Annotated in this window: 14 protein-coding genes and 1 pseudogene; 9 read left to right on the top strand and 6 right to left on the bottom strand. The window is 58.0% G+C overall.

What is annotated here, in order from left to right; translation table 11 throughout:
* Positions 1-7 precede the first annotated feature (7 nt).
* The 5 genes from dtd to CSK29544_RS04920 all read right to left on the bottom strand — a co-directional run bounded on the left by dtd (position 8) and on the right by CSK29544_RS04920 (position 3,756).
* Positions 8-445: a D-aminoacyl-tRNA deacylase gene (gene dtd / locus CSK29544_RS04940; RefSeq protein WP_004387705.1), complete on the bottom strand. Its 438-nt coding sequence runs from the start codon at positions 443-445 to the stop codon at positions 8-10.
* Positions 442-1,311, bottom strand: a complete 870-nt coding sequence (locus CSK29544_RS04935; RefSeq protein ID WP_007887563.1) for a virulence factor BrkB family protein — start codon at positions 1,309-1,311, stop codon at positions 442-444. The genes dtd and CSK29544_RS04935 overlap by 4 nt, the downstream gene beginning before the upstream one ends.
* Entirely contained in the window at positions 1,305-1,904 is a 600-nt protein-coding gene (yihX, locus tag CSK29544_RS04930; RefSeq protein ID WP_004387703.1) for a glucose-1-phosphatase, read from the bottom strand. Before yihX ends, CSK29544_RS04935 begins: the two co-directional genes overlap by 7 nt.
* A gap of 109 nt (positions 1,905-2,013) precedes the next feature.
* Positions 2,014-2,820 carry a DeoR/GlpR family DNA-binding transcription regulator gene (locus CSK29544_RS04925; RefSeq protein WP_007887565.1) on the bottom strand — a complete coding sequence of 269 codons (807 nt, stop codon included), beginning with the start codon at positions 2,818-2,820 and terminating at the stop codon, positions 2,014-2,016.
* Between the two features lie 36 nt (positions 2,821-2,856).
* Positions 2,857-3,756, bottom strand: coding sequence for a sugar kinase (locus CSK29544_RS04920; protein ID WP_007887567.1), 900 nt, complete (start codon positions 3,754-3,756; stop codon positions 2,857-2,859).
* A gap of 211 nt (positions 3,757-3,967) precedes the next feature.
* On the opposite strand from CSK29544_RS04920, the gene yihU reads away from it, so the two are divergent.
* From yihU to ompL, 9 genes and pseudogenes are all read left to right on the top strand, one after another.
* A complete protein-coding gene (yihU, locus tag CSK29544_RS04915; RefSeq protein WP_007887569.1) occupies positions 3,968-4,867 on the top strand; it encodes a sulfolactaldehyde 3-reductase in 900 nt (299 codons plus the stop codon).
* 74 nt (positions 4,868-4,941) lie between these two features.
* Complete coding sequence (gene yihT / locus CSK29544_RS04910; RefSeq protein WP_042391562.1) at positions 4,942-5,766, top strand: sulfofructosephosphate aldolase; 825 nt, start codon at positions 4,942-4,944, stop codon at positions 5,764-5,766.
* Between the two features lie 14 nt (positions 5,767-5,780).
* Positions 5,781-7,022 (top strand): annotated as a pseudogene (gene yihS, locus CSK29544_RS04905) (sulfoquinovose isomerase).
* 28 nt (positions 7,023-7,050) lie between these two features.
* Positions 7,051-7,917 carry an aldose-1-epimerase gene (locus tag CSK29544_RS04900; RefSeq protein ID WP_007887575.1) on the top strand — a complete coding sequence of 289 codons (867 nt, stop codon included), beginning with the start codon at positions 7,051-7,053 and terminating at the stop codon, positions 7,915-7,917.
* Positions 7,918-7,966: 49 nt separating this feature from the next.
* Positions 7,967-9,997: an alpha-glucosidase gene (locus CSK29544_RS04895; protein WP_007887576.1), complete on the top strand. Its 2,031-nt coding sequence runs from the start codon at positions 7,967-7,969 to the stop codon at positions 9,995-9,997.
* Positions 9,998-10,009: 12 nt separating this feature from the next.
* Entirely contained in the window at positions 10,010-10,882 is an 873-nt protein-coding gene (locus tag CSK29544_RS04890) for a sulfite exporter TauE/SafE family protein (RefSeq protein ID WP_007777238.1), read from the top strand.
* Between the two features lie 32 nt (positions 10,883-10,914).
* A complete protein-coding gene (locus tag CSK29544_RS04885; RefSeq protein ID WP_029039548.1) occupies positions 10,915-12,321 on the top strand; it encodes an MFS transporter in 1,407 nt (468 codons plus the stop codon).
* A 48-nt stretch (positions 12,322-12,369) separates the two neighbouring features.
* A complete protein-coding gene (locus tag CSK29544_RS04880; protein WP_007887580.1) occupies positions 12,370-13,800 on the top strand; it encodes an MFS transporter in 1,431 nt (476 codons plus the stop codon).
* 74 nt (positions 13,801-13,874) lie between these two features.
* Positions 13,875-14,561: a porin OmpL gene (gene ompL, locus CSK29544_RS04875; RefSeq protein WP_007872040.1), complete on the top strand. Its 687-nt coding sequence runs from the start codon at positions 13,875-13,877 to the stop codon at positions 14,559-14,561.
* A gap of 84 nt (positions 14,562-14,645) precedes the next feature.
* On the opposite strand, the gene typA is transcribed toward ompL, so the two are convergent.
* Positions 14,646-16,469: a ribosome-dependent GTPase TypA gene (typA, locus tag CSK29544_RS04870; protein ID WP_004387692.1), complete on the bottom strand. Its 1,824-nt coding sequence runs from the start codon at positions 16,467-16,469 to the stop codon at positions 14,646-14,648.
* Between the last annotated feature and the right edge of the window lie 101 nt (positions 16,470-16,570).

Raw genomic sequence — 16,570 nt, 5'->3', positions numbered from 1 at the left:
ATCTGGTTCATATCTGCAACCAGAACGTCACGGGGCCATCATTCGTCAGTGAGACCTGCATATCGGCGGCGAAACGTCCTGTTTCGGTGGTCATGCCCGCGGCCCGGCAGCGGCTGACAAAATAGTCGTAAAGGGCTTGCGCCTGCTCTGGCGGCGCGCCGCGCGAAAAGCTCGGGCGCAGGCCTTTTTCGGTATCTGCCGGTAACGTAAATTGCGATACCACCAGCACGCTGCCGCCCGCCTGCTGCACGTTCAGGTTCATTTTGCCCTGTTCGTCGCTAAAAATTCGGTAGCCGAGCACGCGCTCGCACAGGCGGTTCGCTTTCTGCTCGTCGTCGTCTTTTTCGACACCTAACAGCACTAAAAGTCCCGGCCCGATCTCACCCGTCACTTCGTCTCCCACGCGCACGCTGGCGTGGGTCACACGTTGAATTAATGCAATCATACTGATTCAGCTTCTTCTCTGGCGGCCTGTCGTAATTTGCGATAATCCCCGAGAGTGACAGTAATTTCCGCGCCAAGCAAGACGATGCACCACGTCCAGTAGACCCAGAGAAAGAGGATTGGTATCACCGCCAGTACGCCATAAATCAGCTGATAAGAAGGGAACATCGTGATGTAAAGGGCAAAGCCCTTTTTGCCCAGTTCAAAGAGCAGCGCGGCCACCAGAGAACCAATCAGCGCGTCGCGAGCCGGCACGCGCGTCGTCGGCACCACGCTGTAAAGCAGCCAGAACGAAAGCCACGACAGCAGTAGCGGAAAAATACGCAGCACTTCATCAATCATAGTGTTAAAGCCGCTCGCCCAGCGCAGTGACAGCAGATACGAGCTAATCACCAGGCTCGCGCCCGCGAGCAGCGGGCCGAGCGTCAGGATCATCCAGTAAACGGCAAAGGAGTAGACTTTTGGTCGTTGACGGGTGCTGCGCCAGATAGTGTTAAGCGCGCTGTCGATGGCGTACATCAACAGCAGCGAGGTAACAATCAACCCCAGCGCGCCAACGGCTGTCATCTTGCTGGAATTAGCGACGAACTGTTCGATATAACGCTGGATGATGTCGCCCGTGGCGGGCATAAAATTGGCGAACACAAAATGGCGCAGCTGAACGCTGACGTCAGAAAACATCGGGAACGCGGCAAACAGCACAAAAATGACCGCGACAAACGGCACGAGCGAGAGCAACGACACATACGCCAGATTACCGGCAAGCGTCGTCATATGATCCTCATCGATTCGCACCCACAGCAGCTTAAGCCAGGCGAGCAGCGGCCCGGTTCGACGGGCCACTTTTTGATGAACGGATTTTAACATGCGGGATTCGAGAAATAGCTGGGCACAGTTTTACGGTCAGTCACCAGCACGCTGGTAATGCCCACTTTGCGCGCGCCGTCGATATTCGCCTCGTTATCATCGAAAAACACGGCGTCGCGGGCGCTAAAGCCTTCCTGCTCCAGCACTTTCTGGTAGATTTCCGGCTCCGGCTTGCGCATCCCCATCTCCTGCGAAAGATAGATAGCGTCGGCGGCAGCCCGCACTTCCGGGTACTGTTCCGGCCAGTATGTCGTATGCAGCCGGTTGGTGTTGGAGAGCACCACCACACGATGCCCCTGCTCGCGCAGTTGCTGCATGATAGTAATCACTTCCGGGCGCAACCCGACAAACACCGCCTGCCAGCCCGCGGAGAACTGCTCAAAGCTCAGCGGCAACGCCATTTCTTCGCATAGCGCCTTCGCGAAATCCTCGTCGCTCAGCTCGCCACGCTCGTGCTGATGAAACGGCTCGCCCATGGAGAAACTCTGGCGCAGATTCGCCAGCGGCACGCGGCTGTAATCACTCCAGACGCCCAGCACGCGGTTAAAGTCGATATCTACAATGACATTACCTAAATCAAAGATATAGAGCATGACTCACTCTCCTTTCGGGCCATGTGAATGTTAACTGTAGCGAGAAAGGCGAACTTTGACTATGTGCTAACGCGCGGGTTTTGCATCGCCCGCGCGCGACGTAAGAAAATCAGTGGTCGGTGTCGTCGTCGCCAGACGGCAATTCCGCCTGCACCAGCTCAATCTGATGGGCTTTTAAAATCGTGTTCAGTGATGCGCCAGGCTGGCGGTCGGTAAAGAGCGCTGTGGCTTGCGAAAGGTTGCCAATACTGACCGCCGCCGAGGCGTGGTATTTCGTATGATCGGCCGCCAGTAAGATGTGCCGCGAGTGGGCCATCATGGTTTTCACCACGTTCGCCTCGTTCACGTCAAACTCCAGCAGCTCGCCGTCACTCTCAATGGCACCGACGCTCGTTATCAGATAATCCGCACGAAATCCTTCTATGAACGCAGAAGCCCCCGGGCCGATAATGCCGCCGTTGTGAGGGCGCAGCGTCCCGCCGGGTACCATCACTTCAAACCGACTGTTTTTATAGAGAATATGCGCCACGCGCAGGCTGTTGGTAATAATGCGCAGATGATTATGATTCAGCAGCGCGCGCGCTATCTGCTCTACCGTCGTGCCGATAGTGATAAACAGCGTGGAGCCGTCCGGCACATAGTCGGCGATCGCCTGAGCTATCGCGATTTTCTCTCCGGTCATGGAGATCTCGCGCTGCTCAAACGCGGTATTCACCACGCTTGACGCCCGCCCCGCGCCGCCGTGATGTCGGGTAATCAGTCCCTGTTCGCTTAGCTTGCGAATATCGCGCCGCACCGTCTGGGTGGAAACATCCAGCAATTGCGCCAGTTCGTCGATATTCATATATCCCCGCTCGGCGATAAGCCCGATCAGCTGATCGTGGCGCGGATTGCCCGTCACTCCGGTAAGGCTCATGAACGATCCCCTTAAAATCATTGCTCGCCGGGCATTTTATACAAAAAGAGACAGAAAAGAGCGGGTTTGATCACAGTCGGGGATCCCGGCGCGCCCGCCAGGGCGGGTGCATTTCAGCGCGGCAACGGCGCTGGCGAAGCGCACCGCCTCCTGCGGCGATTCGCCGCGAGCCAGCATTACCGCCAGCGCGCCGTGAAAAACATCGCCTGCCCCGGTGGTGTCCACCGCCTCGACCGTAAAGCCCGCCTGACGGTGCAGCGTGTCGTCATTTTCAAGCCACAGACAGCCCTCTTTACCAAGCGTGACGTAAACATGACCGTTCGTGAGCGTTTTTGTTGTTTTAAGGGCGTCCTGCGGCGCTAACCCCGGCGCCAGGCGCGCCAGCCCCGGCGCGGAGAACGCGGCGTGATCGCTTAAAGCCACCAACGAACGAATATCCTGTGGCGTCACGTCGCCATCCAGCAGCGTCATCACACCCGCCCGGCGCGCCAGCGTTAACGCGCGGGTCGCGCCTTCATGCCAGCGTACGTCCGCCAGCACGGCGTCGTAACGGCCGAAGTCGATGCCATCGAGCCAGTCCGCGTCGTCAGGCAAATCGGGGCTCGGATAGTTAACAATCACTCTTTCGCCCGCGGCATCAACAAGAATGGCCGACTGCGACGAACGCGCGCCCGTAATCTGGCGCGCCAGCGAGGTGTTAACGCCCAGCGATTCCAGCTCCGCAAAGAGTTGCGCGCCCGTCGCGTCATTACCGACGCGGCCAATAAAATCCACCTGCGCGCCCAGTCGCGCGGCCGCTACGGCCGCCGTTGCGGCCGGGCCGCCGCCCACTTCGCGGTACTGTTGCGCCACATATTTGCCGCCCTCATGCGGCAAGGCTTCCAGTGTATAAATGCGATCCTGTACGGCGATACCCACACACGCGATGCGAACCATAGCTTCCTCTCTGTTTGCGCTCAGGACGGGCCTGCGTCCGTCACGATTCCTGTCAATCAACATAGCGGCATTTTAATTTTCCCGGATCGTAAAAAAGTGATACCTGTCAATTTTTTGACTTTAAATTACAAATACGCTCATAAACAGACAAAAATAATCCACCATGAATGACAAAACTGACATCCCGCTTTTACGCTGACAGGAGCATGTTATGGCGACGATTGGATTTATCGGACTGGGACAGATGGGCGCGCCGATGGCGGCAAACCTTCTGCGCCACGGGCACCGTTTGCAGGTTTGCGACGTAAACACCACCACCGTGGAGACGCTGGCCTCCCAGGGTGCGATGGCGTGCGCCACGCCACAGGCTGCCGCCCAGGGCACGGAATTCGTGATTACCATGCTGCCGAACGGCGATCTGGTGCGCGAGGTGCTGCTTGGCGATAACGGCGTCTGCCAGTCGCTCTCCCGCGAAGCGCTGGTTATCGACATGTCCACCATTCACCCGCTGCAAACCGACAGGCTGATAAGCGATCTCGCCGCGCGCGGCTTTAGCATGATGGATGTGCCGGTAGGCCGTACCTCGGATCATGCGAAATCCGGCACGCTGCTGCTGCTCGCGGGCGGTACGCCGGAGCAGGTGACGCGTGCCGAACCGGTGCTGATGGCGATGGGTTCAGAGCTTATCTGCGCAGGCGGGCCGGGAATGGGCATTCGCGTCAAGCTTATCAATAACTACATGAGCATCGCGCTCAACGCGCTCTCGGCCGAAGCCGCCGTGCTGTGTGAAGCGCTCGGGCTTTCATTCGATGTGGCGCTGCAGGTGATGAGCGGTACGCCTGCTGGTAAAGGCCACTTCACCACTTCCTGGCCGAACAAAGTGCTCAAAGGCGATCTCTCGCCCGCCTTCATGATTGATCTTGCCCATAAAGATTTAGGCATCGCGCTGGACGTGGCGAATCAGCTGCATGTGCCGATGCCGCTTGGTGCTGCCTCGCGGGAAGTCTACAGCCAGGCGCGCGCCAGCGGGCGCGGCCGCCAGGACTGGTCCGCCATTTTAGAACAGGTTCGCGTCAGCGCCGGGCTGACGCCGCGCCAGGCCACGCTTTGACATTCACCCTTAAGGAAAACGTTGATGGAAAATACACCCTGAAAGAGATTGCCCGCCCGTCTGGCGGATTCGCCATGCTGGCGGTGGATCAGCGCGAAGCGATGCGCCTGATGTTCGCCGCCGCGGGCGCGGCGACGCCGGTCGCCGATGCCGTACTGACTGACTTTAAGCTCAACGCCGCGCGCGTTCTTTCGCCCTACGCATCCGCCATTCTGGTGGACCGCCAGTTCTGCTACCCGCAGGTGGTGGAGCAAAAGGCCATCGCAGAGAACTGCGCCATGATTGTCGCCGCCGACCAGTTTATCCCCGGTAACGGTATCCCCGTCGACAGCGTGACGCTGGATGACGCCGTCGACGCGCAGGCGGTGCGCCAGCAGGGCGGCAAAGCGCTCAAGCTGCTGGTGCTGTGGCGCAGCGATGAAGACTCTCAGCAGCGCCTCGCGATGGTGAAAGCCTTTAACGAGAAATGCCACGCGCAGGGGCTGCTTAGCATCATTGAACCGGTGGTACGCCCGCCGCGCCGCGGCGATAAGTTCGACCGTGAACAGGCGATTATCGCGGCGGCGAAAGAGCTCGGTGATAGCGGAGCCGATCTCTATAAAGTCGAGATGCCGCTTTCCGGACGCGGCGATGCCAGCACGCTGCTTGGCGCGTCGCAAAAACTGAATGACCAGATCAACATGCCGTGGGTGATCCTCTCCTCCGGCGTCGACGAAAAGCTCTTCCCGCGAGCCGTGCGCATCGCGATGAGCGCGGGCGCCAGCGGTTTCCTCGCCGGTCGCGCTGTCTGGTCAACGGTTATCGGGCTGCCGGATACCGACATGATGTTGCGCGACGTGGCGCTGCCGAAGCTACGCCGCTTAGGGGAAATTGTGGACGACATGATGGCTCGCCGCTGAAAGGAGAACAAACAATGAAATGGTTTAACACACTGAGTCACCACCGCTGGCTGGAACAGGAAACCGACCGTATTTTCGCGTTTGGCCGCAATGCCGCCGTACCCACCGGCTTCGGCTGGCTGGGGAACAACGGCCAGGTGAAAGAAGAGATGGGCACGCATCTGTGGATCACCGCCCGTATGCTGCATGTTTACGCCGTCGCCGCCCTGATGGGCCGCCCTGGCGCGTACGCGCTGGTGGAGCATGGCATCAACGCCCTTAACGGCCCGCTGCGTGATAAAAAATATGGCGGCTGGTACGCCTGCGTGAATGACAAGGGCGTGATGGACGCCTCCAAACAGGGCTATCAGCATTTCTTCGTGCTGCTTGGCGCCGCCAGCGCCGTCACCACCGGCCATCCCGCCGCTCGCGCGCTGCTGGATGACGCGATTGCGGTGATCGAGAAGTATTTCTGGAGCGAAGAAGAGCAGATGTGCCTGGAGTCCTGGGATGAAGCCTTCACCGAGACGGAAAACTACCGCGGCGGCAACGCCAACATGCATGCTGTCGAAGCGTTTCTTATCGTCTACGACGTCACTCAGGACAAGAAATGGCTGGATCGCGCGCTGCGCGTCGCCTCGGTCATCATTCACGATGTCGCCCGTAAAGGCGATTACCGCGTCAATGAACACTTCGATACCCGCTGGAACCCCATCCGCGATTACAACAAAGAGAACCCGGCTCACCGGTTCCGCGCTTACGGCGGCACGCCGGGCCACTGGATTGAATGGGGCCGCCTGATGCTGCACCTGCGCGCCGCACTACTGGCGCGTGGCGACGCGGCTCCGGAATGGCTGCTGGAAGACGCCAAAGGCCTGTTTAACGCCACGATCCGCGACGCCTGGGCGCCGGACGGCGCAAACGGTTTTGTCTACTCCGTCGGCTGGGACGGCAAACCGATTGTCCGCGAACGCGTGCGCTGGCCGATTGTGGAGGCGATGGGCACCGCCTGGGCGCTCTATAACGTCACGGGCGATCCGCAGTATGAAGCCTAGTATCAGAAATGGTGGGACTACTGCATGAAATACCTGATGGATTACGAAAACGGCTCGTGGTGGCAGGAGCTGGACGAGAACAATCAGGTGACCACCAAAGTCTGGGACGGCAAACAGGATATCTACCATCTGCTGCATTGTCTGGTGATCCCTCGCCTGCCGCTCGCGCCGGGTCTGGCGCCTGCGGTCGCCGCCGGGTTGCTCGACAGCCTCGCGAAATAACGCGCTGACCCCACGCGAGGAGACGGACATGCATAAAAGCGGAACCACCATAGTGTTAACGGCAGGGGAATGGCAGGCGACTATCGTGACGGTCGGGGCGGGGTTAGCCTCGCTGACGCGGCGGCAACGCCACGTCGTTATCCCGCACGCCCCCGAGGAGATGCCGCTCGCGCATCTGGGTAAAGTGCTGATCCCCTGGCCGAATCGCATCACCGGCGGGCGCTTCACCTTTGAGGGTCAGACGCTGACGCCCGCGATTAACGATCGCGTCGGCAGTACGGCCATTCACGGGCTGCTGGCGTGGCACAACTGGGCGATTCGGGAGCAAAGCCCCACGCACGTCGTGCTGAGCGCCTTTTTGCCGCCGACCTATGGTTACCCTTTTATGCTGATGGCGGACGTCACTTATCAGCTTGATGAAGCGGCGGGGTTGCGCGTGCGTATATCAGGCTCAAACGCCGGTGATACCCCGGCGCCTTATGGCGTCGGGATTCATCCGTACCTGACCTGCAATCTGCATGACATCAGCGCCTGCGAGCTCACGCTGCCTGCCGCGCAAATCCTGGAGATTGACGCCGCGCAGCTTCATCCCGCCGGGGACGAGGGGCTCGATTTCCGCACGCCGCGCCGCATTGCCGATACGCACATTGACCACACCTTCAAAGCGCCGTCTTCCGCACGCTGGGAGGCAAGGCTTGCGCATCCGACGATGTCCGTCTGGCTACGGGCCGAAGCGCCCTGGATACAGGTCTATACCGGCGAAAAGCTGGGCCGCGTCGGGCTTGCCGTTGAGCCGATGAGCTGCCCGCCCAATGCGTTTAATTCCGGCATTGATGTGGTCAGGCTCGCGCCCGGCGAGACGCACACCCTGAATATGGACATCGGCGGCGAATAAGCAAAACAACACCGCCTTACTGACTGATTACCCTACACCGGAGGTCTTCATGGCTTCGTCACACATTAAACTGCTTTCCCGCGACGGCGAATTTACGCTGTCGTACCAGCAAAGAACGATCCTGCACCACTCCCCACAAACGCCCTGCCTGTGGGCGGGCGCAGGCGACGCGGATATCGAAATGTTCCGCGGCAACTTCAGCATCAAAGACCGGTTAAATGAAAAAATCGCCCTGACGCAGGCGACCATCAGCGAGCGCCCCTCAGGCTGGGTGATTCGCTTTACCCGCGGCGATGCAGTCGGCGCCACGCTTGAGGTGAGTACCGATGACCACGATCGTCTGGTGCTGAAGCTCAACAACGACGCCGTCGCGCACAACCGTCTCTGGCTGCGGCTGGCGGCGCAGCCAGAAGATCATATTTACGGCTGCGGCGAGCAGTTCTCTTATTTCGATCTGCGCGGTAAACCGTTCCCGCTGTGGACCAGCGAACAGGGCGTGGGCCGTAATAAACAGAGCCACGTTACCTGGCTTGCCGACTGTAAAGAGAACGCGGGCGGCAACTACTACTGGACCTTCTTTCCGCAGCCAACGTTCGTCAGCACCCAGAAGTACTACTGCCACGTCGATAACAGCGGCTATATGAACTTCGATTTCAGCGCGCCGCACTATCATGAGCTGGCGTTCTGGGAAAACCATGCCACGCTGCGCTTCGAATGCGCGCCGACCTACATCGAACTGCTGGAAAAACTCACCGCCCTGCTGGGCCGCCAGCCGGAGCTGCCGGACTGGGTTTACGATGGCGTGACGCTCGGCATTCAGGGCGGTACCGAAGTCTGCCAGCAGAAACTCGACGTGATGCGCCGCGGCGGCGTGAAGGTAAACGGCATCTGGGCGCAGGACTGGTCCGGCATTCGCATGACTTCCTTCGGCAAGCGCGTAATGTGGAACTGGAAATGGAACCGCGACCTCTACCCGCAGCTTGATACGCGCATTGCACAGTGGAAACGCGAAGGCGTGCAGTTTCTCGCTTATATCAACCCGTACGTGGCAAGCGATCGCGACCTGTGCGAAGAAGCGGCGGCGCGTGGTTATCTGACAAAAGATGCTTCAGGCAAGGATTATCACGTCGAGTTTGGCGAGTTCTACGCGGGCGTCGTCGACCTGACCAACCCGGAAGCGTATGCCTGGTATAAAGAAGTCATCAAAAAACAGCTGATCGAACTGGGTTGCGGCGGCTGGATGGCAGATTTTGGCGAGTATCTGCCGACCGACACGCACCTGCATAACGGCGTCAGCGCGGAAATTATGCACAACGCCTGGCCTGCGCTGTGGGCGAAGTGCAACTACGAGGCGCTTAAGGAGACCGGCAAACTCGGCGAGGTGCTGTTCTTTATGCGCGCCGGTTATACCGGCAGCCAGAAATATTCCACGATGATGTGGGCAGGCGATCAGAACGTTGACTGGAGCCTCGACGACGGGCTGGCCTCGGTGATCCCCGCCGCGCTGTCGCTGGCGATGTCCGGGCACGGCCTGCACCACAGCGATATCGGCGGTTACACCACGCTGTTTGAAATGAAACGCAGCAAAGAGCTACTGCTACGCTGGTGCGATTTCAGCGCGTTTACGCCAATGATGCGCACCCATGAAGGCAACCGTCCCGGCGATAACTGGCAGTTCGACGGTGACGCGCAAACTATCGCGCATTTCGCCCGCATGACGACAATTTTCACCACGCTTAAACCCTATATCAAACAGGCGGTGGCGCAGAACGCCCGCACAGGCCTGCCGGTGATGCGCCCGCTATTTTTGCACTATGAGGATGCACCCCGCGCCTACACGCTGAAATATCAGTATCTGTTTGGCCGCGATCTGCTGGTGGCGCCGGTGTATGAGGAAGGCCGCCAGGACTGGACGCTGTGGCTGCCGGACGATCGCTGGGTAAACGTCTGGACGGGCGAAACGCACGGCGGCGGCGACATCACCGTGGACGCGCCGCTCGGCAAACCGCCGGTGTTCTACCGCGAGGGCAGCGAATGGCAGTCCCTTTTCGCCACGCTGCGTCAGATAAACCCCATGTAAAAAGGACACATCATGGGCTTCTTCACCCTTTTGACCCCGGATGGTCTCGTGCTCAGCAACGGTACGGTGATCGTGATTATCGGCATCATGTTTTTATATACCTTCGTTGGGATCTGCGCTGGCTTTGGCGGCGCACTCACCACGATGCCGCTGATAACGCTGCTGTTGCCATTAAAAATGGCAGCGCCTATGTCGGTGATTGTGGGCACCGCCACCGCGCTGTACGCCACCTGGCTTTCGCGTAAGGAGACGCAATGGAAACCGGCGCTGGTGCTAATTGTGTTTTCGTTTGTCGGCGTGCCGGTGGGTCTTTACGCCCTCGCCAGCCTGCCCGATCAGATAATGAAAATCGGGCTCGGCGGCTTTTTGATCCTCTATTCCTTCTACAGCCTGTTTATTCCCAGGCTGCCGGTCTATGACAAAAACTGGCTGGCGATGCCGACCGGCGTTATCGCGGGCGCGTTAGGCTCGGCATTCTCCACCAACGGGCCGCCGGTGGTGGTCTACGGCATGTTGCGAAATCTGGCACCCGCCGCCTTTCGCGGCACGCTCAACGCCTTTTTCACGGCCAACAACGCCGCCATTATCGGCGGGCTCGCCACCAGCGGGATCTTAACGATCTCGACTATCAAGCTGGTACTGTTCTGTATTCCCACCATGGTGCTCGGTTCGTTTGTGGGCCAGTACGTTCATCAACGTATTTCCGTCAGGGTCTTCCGGGTGATGGTCTTTCTGCTGCTGATAGCCTCCGGAGCGATGCTCATCAAAGGCGCGCTGGGGATTTCCACGCTGAGCGCGCTGGCGCCGCCTTTTGGCGTCCTCGCGGTTTTGCAGCTTCTGTTTGGCAAAAAGGTCGCGGCCATCCGGGCCGCGGATCAGACATAACGCGTCGCCTTCGTGTGCGATGGAGAAAAACAATGTCTCAGACAAATACCGTTCAGAATAACGACGTAGCCACGCTGCGTTTGCCGTTCAGAGAAAAAGTCGCCTATGGAATGGGCGATCTGGGCTCCAATATCCTGCTGGATATCGGCACGCTGTATCTGCTGAAGTTTTATACCGACGTGCTGGGGCTGCCGGGCACGTATGGCGGCATAATCTTTCTGATTGCCAAGTTTTTTACGGCGTTTACGGACATGGGCACCGGGATTATGCTCGATTCTCGCCGCCGGATTGGGCCGAAGGGCAAGTTCCGGCCCTTTGTGCTGTATGCCGCTTTTCCGGTGACGCTGCTCGCTATCGCAAACTTCGTCGGCACGCCGTTTGAGATAACCGGCAAAGCCGTGATGGCGACGGTGCTGTTTATGCTCTACGGGCTGTTCTTCAGCATGATGAATTGCTCGTATGGCGCGATGGTGCCTGCCATTACGAAAAACCCGGATGAGCGCGCGTCGCTTGCCGCATGGCGTCAGGGCGGCGCGACGCTTGGCCTGCTGCTGTGTACCGTCGGTTTTGTGCCGGTGATGAATCTTATCGAAGGCAACCCGCAGCTGAGTTATATCTTCGCCGCCACGCTGTTTTCGCTCTTTGGCCTGCTCTTTATGTGGTGGTGCTATGCGGGAACGCGCGAGCGCTATGTGGAAGCTCCTGCCGCACGCGCCGCGCATAAGCCTGGGCTGTTGCAGTCGTTTCGCGCCATTGCGGGCAACCGGCCGCTGTTCGTGCTGTGCATCGCCAACCTCTGTACGCTCGGCGCGTTTAACATCAAGCTCGCCATTCAGGTCTATTACACCCAGTACGTGCTGAACGATCCTATCTTGCTGTCCTATATGGGCTTTTTTAGCATGGGCTGCATTTTTATCGGCGTGTTCCTGATGCCGGGCGCGGTGCGGCGCTTTGGCAAGAAGAAGGTTTATATCGGCGGGTTGCTGATCTGGGCGGCGGGCGACGTGCTCAATTACGCCTTCGGCAACGGTTCGGTGAGCTTTGTGGCGTTCTCGTGTCTCGCGTTTTTCGGCTCCGCGTTTGTAAACAGCCTCAACTGGGCGCTGGTTTCAGACACGGTCGAGTATGGCGAATGGCGCACCGGCGTGCGCTCAGAGGGCACGGTCTACACCGGCTTCACCTTCTTTCGCAAAGTCTCCCAGGCGCTGGCCGGGTTTTTCCCCGGCATGATGCTGACGCAAATCGGCTATGTGCCGAACGCCGTACAGTCGGCCGCTACGACCGAAGGCCTGCGCGAGCTGATTTTCATCTGGCCGTGCGTGCTGGCGGTGGTGACGATCGTCGCGATGGGCTTTTTCTACAACCTTAACGAGAAGATGTACGTGCGGATTGTGGATGAGCTGGAAAACCGTAAGCGGGCGTTTTCGCCTGGCGCATAACCATCACGGTGCCCGCGCCTGCGCGGGCCCTCGCTTTGAGGAACGGCTATGACGACATTCACCAGTCAGGACCCGCTGACGCTGCGACTGAGCCTGCGGGAGAAGTTTTCTTACGGCATGGGCGATTTTGGCTCCAACCTGATGCTGTGCATCGGGACGCTCTACCTTCTGAAATTTTATACCGACGAGCTTCACCTGCCGGCCTTTTACGGCGGCGTGATTTTTCTGGTGGCGAAGTTTTTCACGGCGCTGACCGATATGCTCACCGGCGTGCTGGTGGATTCACGGCGAGCGCCTGGCCCACGCGGCAAATTCCGGCCGTTTATTCTTTTCGCCTCCTTCCCGGTGGCGCTGGTGGCGACGGCGCAGTTTGTGGCAAACGATCTGCCGCTTGCGATGAAAACCGCGCTCGCCACGGTGCTGTTTATGCTGTTCGGCCTGTTTTACAGCCTGATGAACTGCTCCTATGGCGCGATGGTGCCCGCCATCACTAAAAACCCGCAGGAGCGCGCGCATCTCGCCGCGTGGCGTCAGGGCGGCGCGACGCTCGGGCTGCTGCTCTGTACCGTTGGCTTTATGCCGATCCAGTCGCTGTTTGCCGCGCGCCCGTCGCTGGGCTACCTGACGGCAGCGCTGATTTTCGCCCTCGTCGGGCTTATCAGCATGTTCTTTTGCTACCGCGGCGTGCGCGAGCGCTATGTAGAAGTGGTGCCCGCCGGACATAAACCCGGCATGCTGAAATCGTTCTGCGCGATTTTCCAGAACCCGCCGCTGCTGGTGCTGTGCATCGCCAATCTCTGCACGCTGGCGGCATTTAATATCAAGCTCGCCATTCAGGTCTACTACACGCAGTACGTGCTAAACGACCTACATTTGTTGTCGTGGATGGGCTTTTTCAGCATGGGCTGCATTCTGGTGGGCGTGTTTATGGTGCCGGGCGCGGTGAAGCGCTTTGGCAAAAAACAGGTCTATCTCGGCGGGCTGACGCTCTGGGCGCTGGGCGATATTTTCAATTACGTCTGGGGCACGACATCGCTCAGTTTTGTGCTGTTTTCCTGCATGGCGTTTTTCGGCACCGCGTTTGTGAACAGTCTGAACTGGGCGCTGGTGCCGGATACGGTGGATTACGGCGAATGGAAAACCGGCATTCGCGCCGAGGGATCGGTCTATACCGGCTATACCTTCTCCCGCAAGATTTCCGCGGCGCTGGCGGGGTTTCTGCCCGGCATTATGCTCACGGAGATTGGCTATGTGCCGAATGCGCTGCAAACGCCTGCGACGCTTGATGGCCTGCGCCAGCTGATTTTCCTCTGGCCCTGCGGGCTCGCGATAATCGCAGCCGTCACGATGGGGCTGTTTTATAAGCTCAATGAACAGCGCTTCGCCTTTATTATTGAGGAAATTGCCAGGCGGAAGAAATATGTCGCCGCCGCCCCAAAAGTCAGCGCCGACAATAAAGCGTCAGCCGTCACGTTATAACGATAACCATCTTCGCTCCTCCCCTTCTGTTTACAGAAGGGGCGGCCTTTCTGTACCTGTTATAGGGAAATACTATGAAGAGAATCGCAACCGCACTGCTCTGTTCGTCTGTGCCCTGCGCGGCTTTCGCGGGTGCCTATGTCGAAACCCGTGAAGCATATAACACCGCCTCGGAATTACACGAGGTTATCCTGCGCGCGGGCTATAACTTTGATATGGGTGCCGGCCTGATGGCCACCAACGCCTACAATGTGGGGAAATGGGACGAGATTAAGCATAGCTATAATGAAATCGAAGGCTGGTATCCCTTATTTAAACCAACAGAAAACCTGACGTTCCAGCCCGGCGGGCTGATTAATGACAGTATCGACGGCTCCGGCGGCGCGCTCTATTTAGACACTAATTATAAATTTACGCCCTGGTTTAATCTGACGGTTCGCTATCGTTATAACCACAATAATTACGACACGCCGGATTTTAACGGGAAGATGGATAAAAACGACACGCACGAGTTCGCCAATTACTGGAATTTTAAAGTCACGGATAAACTCGCGTATACGTTTGAGCCGCACTTCTTTCAGCGGGTAAATGATTACCACAGTAAAAACGGCAAAGACCATCACTGGGAAATTACCAACGGCTTTCGCTATAAGCTCGATCAGCACTGGCTGCCCTATGTCGAACTGCAGTGGCTGGACCGCTGGAATGAGTATCACCGTGAACAGTACCGGCTACGTCTCGGGTTAAGGTATTCGTTCTGATATAAAAAAAGCCGCTGAAAATTCAGCGGCTTTTTATTCATACCAGGCGACGCGAACGCCTGCCTGGTTTACGGATGCACCGTATTAGTCTTCTTTCGCACCGCGCATGGCACGTTTACGATCGTTTTCCGTCAGGTGACGTTTACGGATACGTACAGACAGCGGAGTCACTTCGACCAGTTCATCGTCATCGATGAATTCCAGCGCCTGCTCCAGCGTCATTTTGATAGGCGGAACCAGAACCGTGGCTTCGTCCGTACCGGACGCACGCATGTTGGTCAGTTTCTTACCGGTCAGGCAGTTTACCGTCAGGTCGTTAGAGCGGCTGTGAATACCGATGATCTGGCCTTCATAGACTTCCGCACCGTGACCCAGGAACAGCTTGCCGCGATCCTGCAGACCGAACAGCGCGAACGCGACCGCTTTACCCTGACCGTTAGAGATCAGTACGCCGTTGTTACGCTGGCCCACTTCGCCCGGACGGATATCGTCGTAGTGGCTGAAGGTGGAGTACAGCAGACCCGTACCGGAGGTCATGGTCATAAACTCAGAACGGAAGCCGATCAGGCCACGGCTTGGGATCACGTAGTCGAGACGTACGCGGCCTTTGCCGTCCGGATTCATGTTTTTCAGGTCGCCTTTACGCTCGCCCAGCGCCTGCATCACAGAACCCTGGTGCTGTTCTTCAACGTCCAGCGTCACGTTCTCGAACGGCTCTTGTTTACGGCCGTCGATTTCGCGGAAGATAACTTTCGGACGGGAAACCGCCAGTTCGAAACCTTCACGACGCATGTTCTCGATAAGAACAGACAGGTGCAGTTCGCCACGGCCAGACACGCGGAACGCGTCAGCGTCTTCGGTTTCTTCAACGCGCAGCGCCACGTTGTGCACCAGCTCTTTGTTCAGACGGTCAAGGATCTGACGAGAGGTAACGTATTTACCTTCTTTACCGCAGAACGGAGAGGTGTTGACGTTGAAGTACATAGAAACGGTCGGCTCGTCAACGGACAGCGCCGGCAGCGCTTCGACATTCTGCGGATCGCAGATGGTGTCGGAGATGTTCAGCTCGCCAAGACCGGTGATAGCGATGATATCGCCAGCTTCCGCCAGATCGGTATCGATACGCTCCAGACCCAGGTGGCCCAGCACTTTACCGACTTTACCGTTACGGGTTTTGCCTTCGCTATCGATGATAGTGACCTGCTGGTTCGGCTTCACTTTACCGCGTTTGATGCGGCCGATGCCGATGACGCCAACGTAGTTGTTGTAGTCCAGCTGGGAGATCTGCATCTGCAGCGGGCCGTCGAGGTCAACGTCCGGTGCCGGTACATGGTCGACGATCGCCTGGTACAGCGGGGTCATATCTTCCGCCATATCAGAGTGATCCAGACCTGCGATACCGTTCAGCGCGGACGCGTAAACGATAGGGAAGTCCAGCTGCTCGTCGGTCGCGTCGAGATTGACGAACAGGTCGAACACCTGATCCACAACCCAGTCAGGACGCGCGCCCGGACGGTCAACTTTGTTGATAACCACGATAGGTTTCAGGCCATGGGCAAATGCTTTTTTGGTCACGAAGCGCGTTTGCGGCATGGGGCCGTCAAATGCGTCAACCACCAGCAGCACGGAATCAACCATGGACATTACACGTTCAACTTCACCACCGAAGTCGGCGTGCCCTGGGGTATCAACGATATTGATACGGTAATCATTCCATTTGATCGCGGTGTTTTTCGCGAGGATGGTAATCCCACGCTCTTTCTCCAAATCGTTGGAGTCCATCACGCGCTCTTGAGTTTCAGCACGCTCGTCGAACGTACCGGATTGCTGCAGCAGCTTGTCAACCAGGGTCGTTTTACCATGGTCAACGTGCGCAATGATGGCGATGTTACGCAATTTTTCGATCACAACTTTGCCTCAGGCATTAGAAATAGCGCGTTATTGTACACGTATTAATCGAAGGACTAAACAGGATCACAATCATCTGACGCAAACAAGTGTTGTCGCCA

Origin of the sequence: Cronobacter sakazakii (assembly GCF_000982825.1) — a bacterium.
Lineage (GTDB): Bacteria > Pseudomonadota > Gammaproteobacteria > Enterobacterales > Enterobacteriaceae > Cronobacter > Cronobacter sakazakii.
This window is presented reverse-complemented; position numbering and strand designations above follow the sequence as displayed.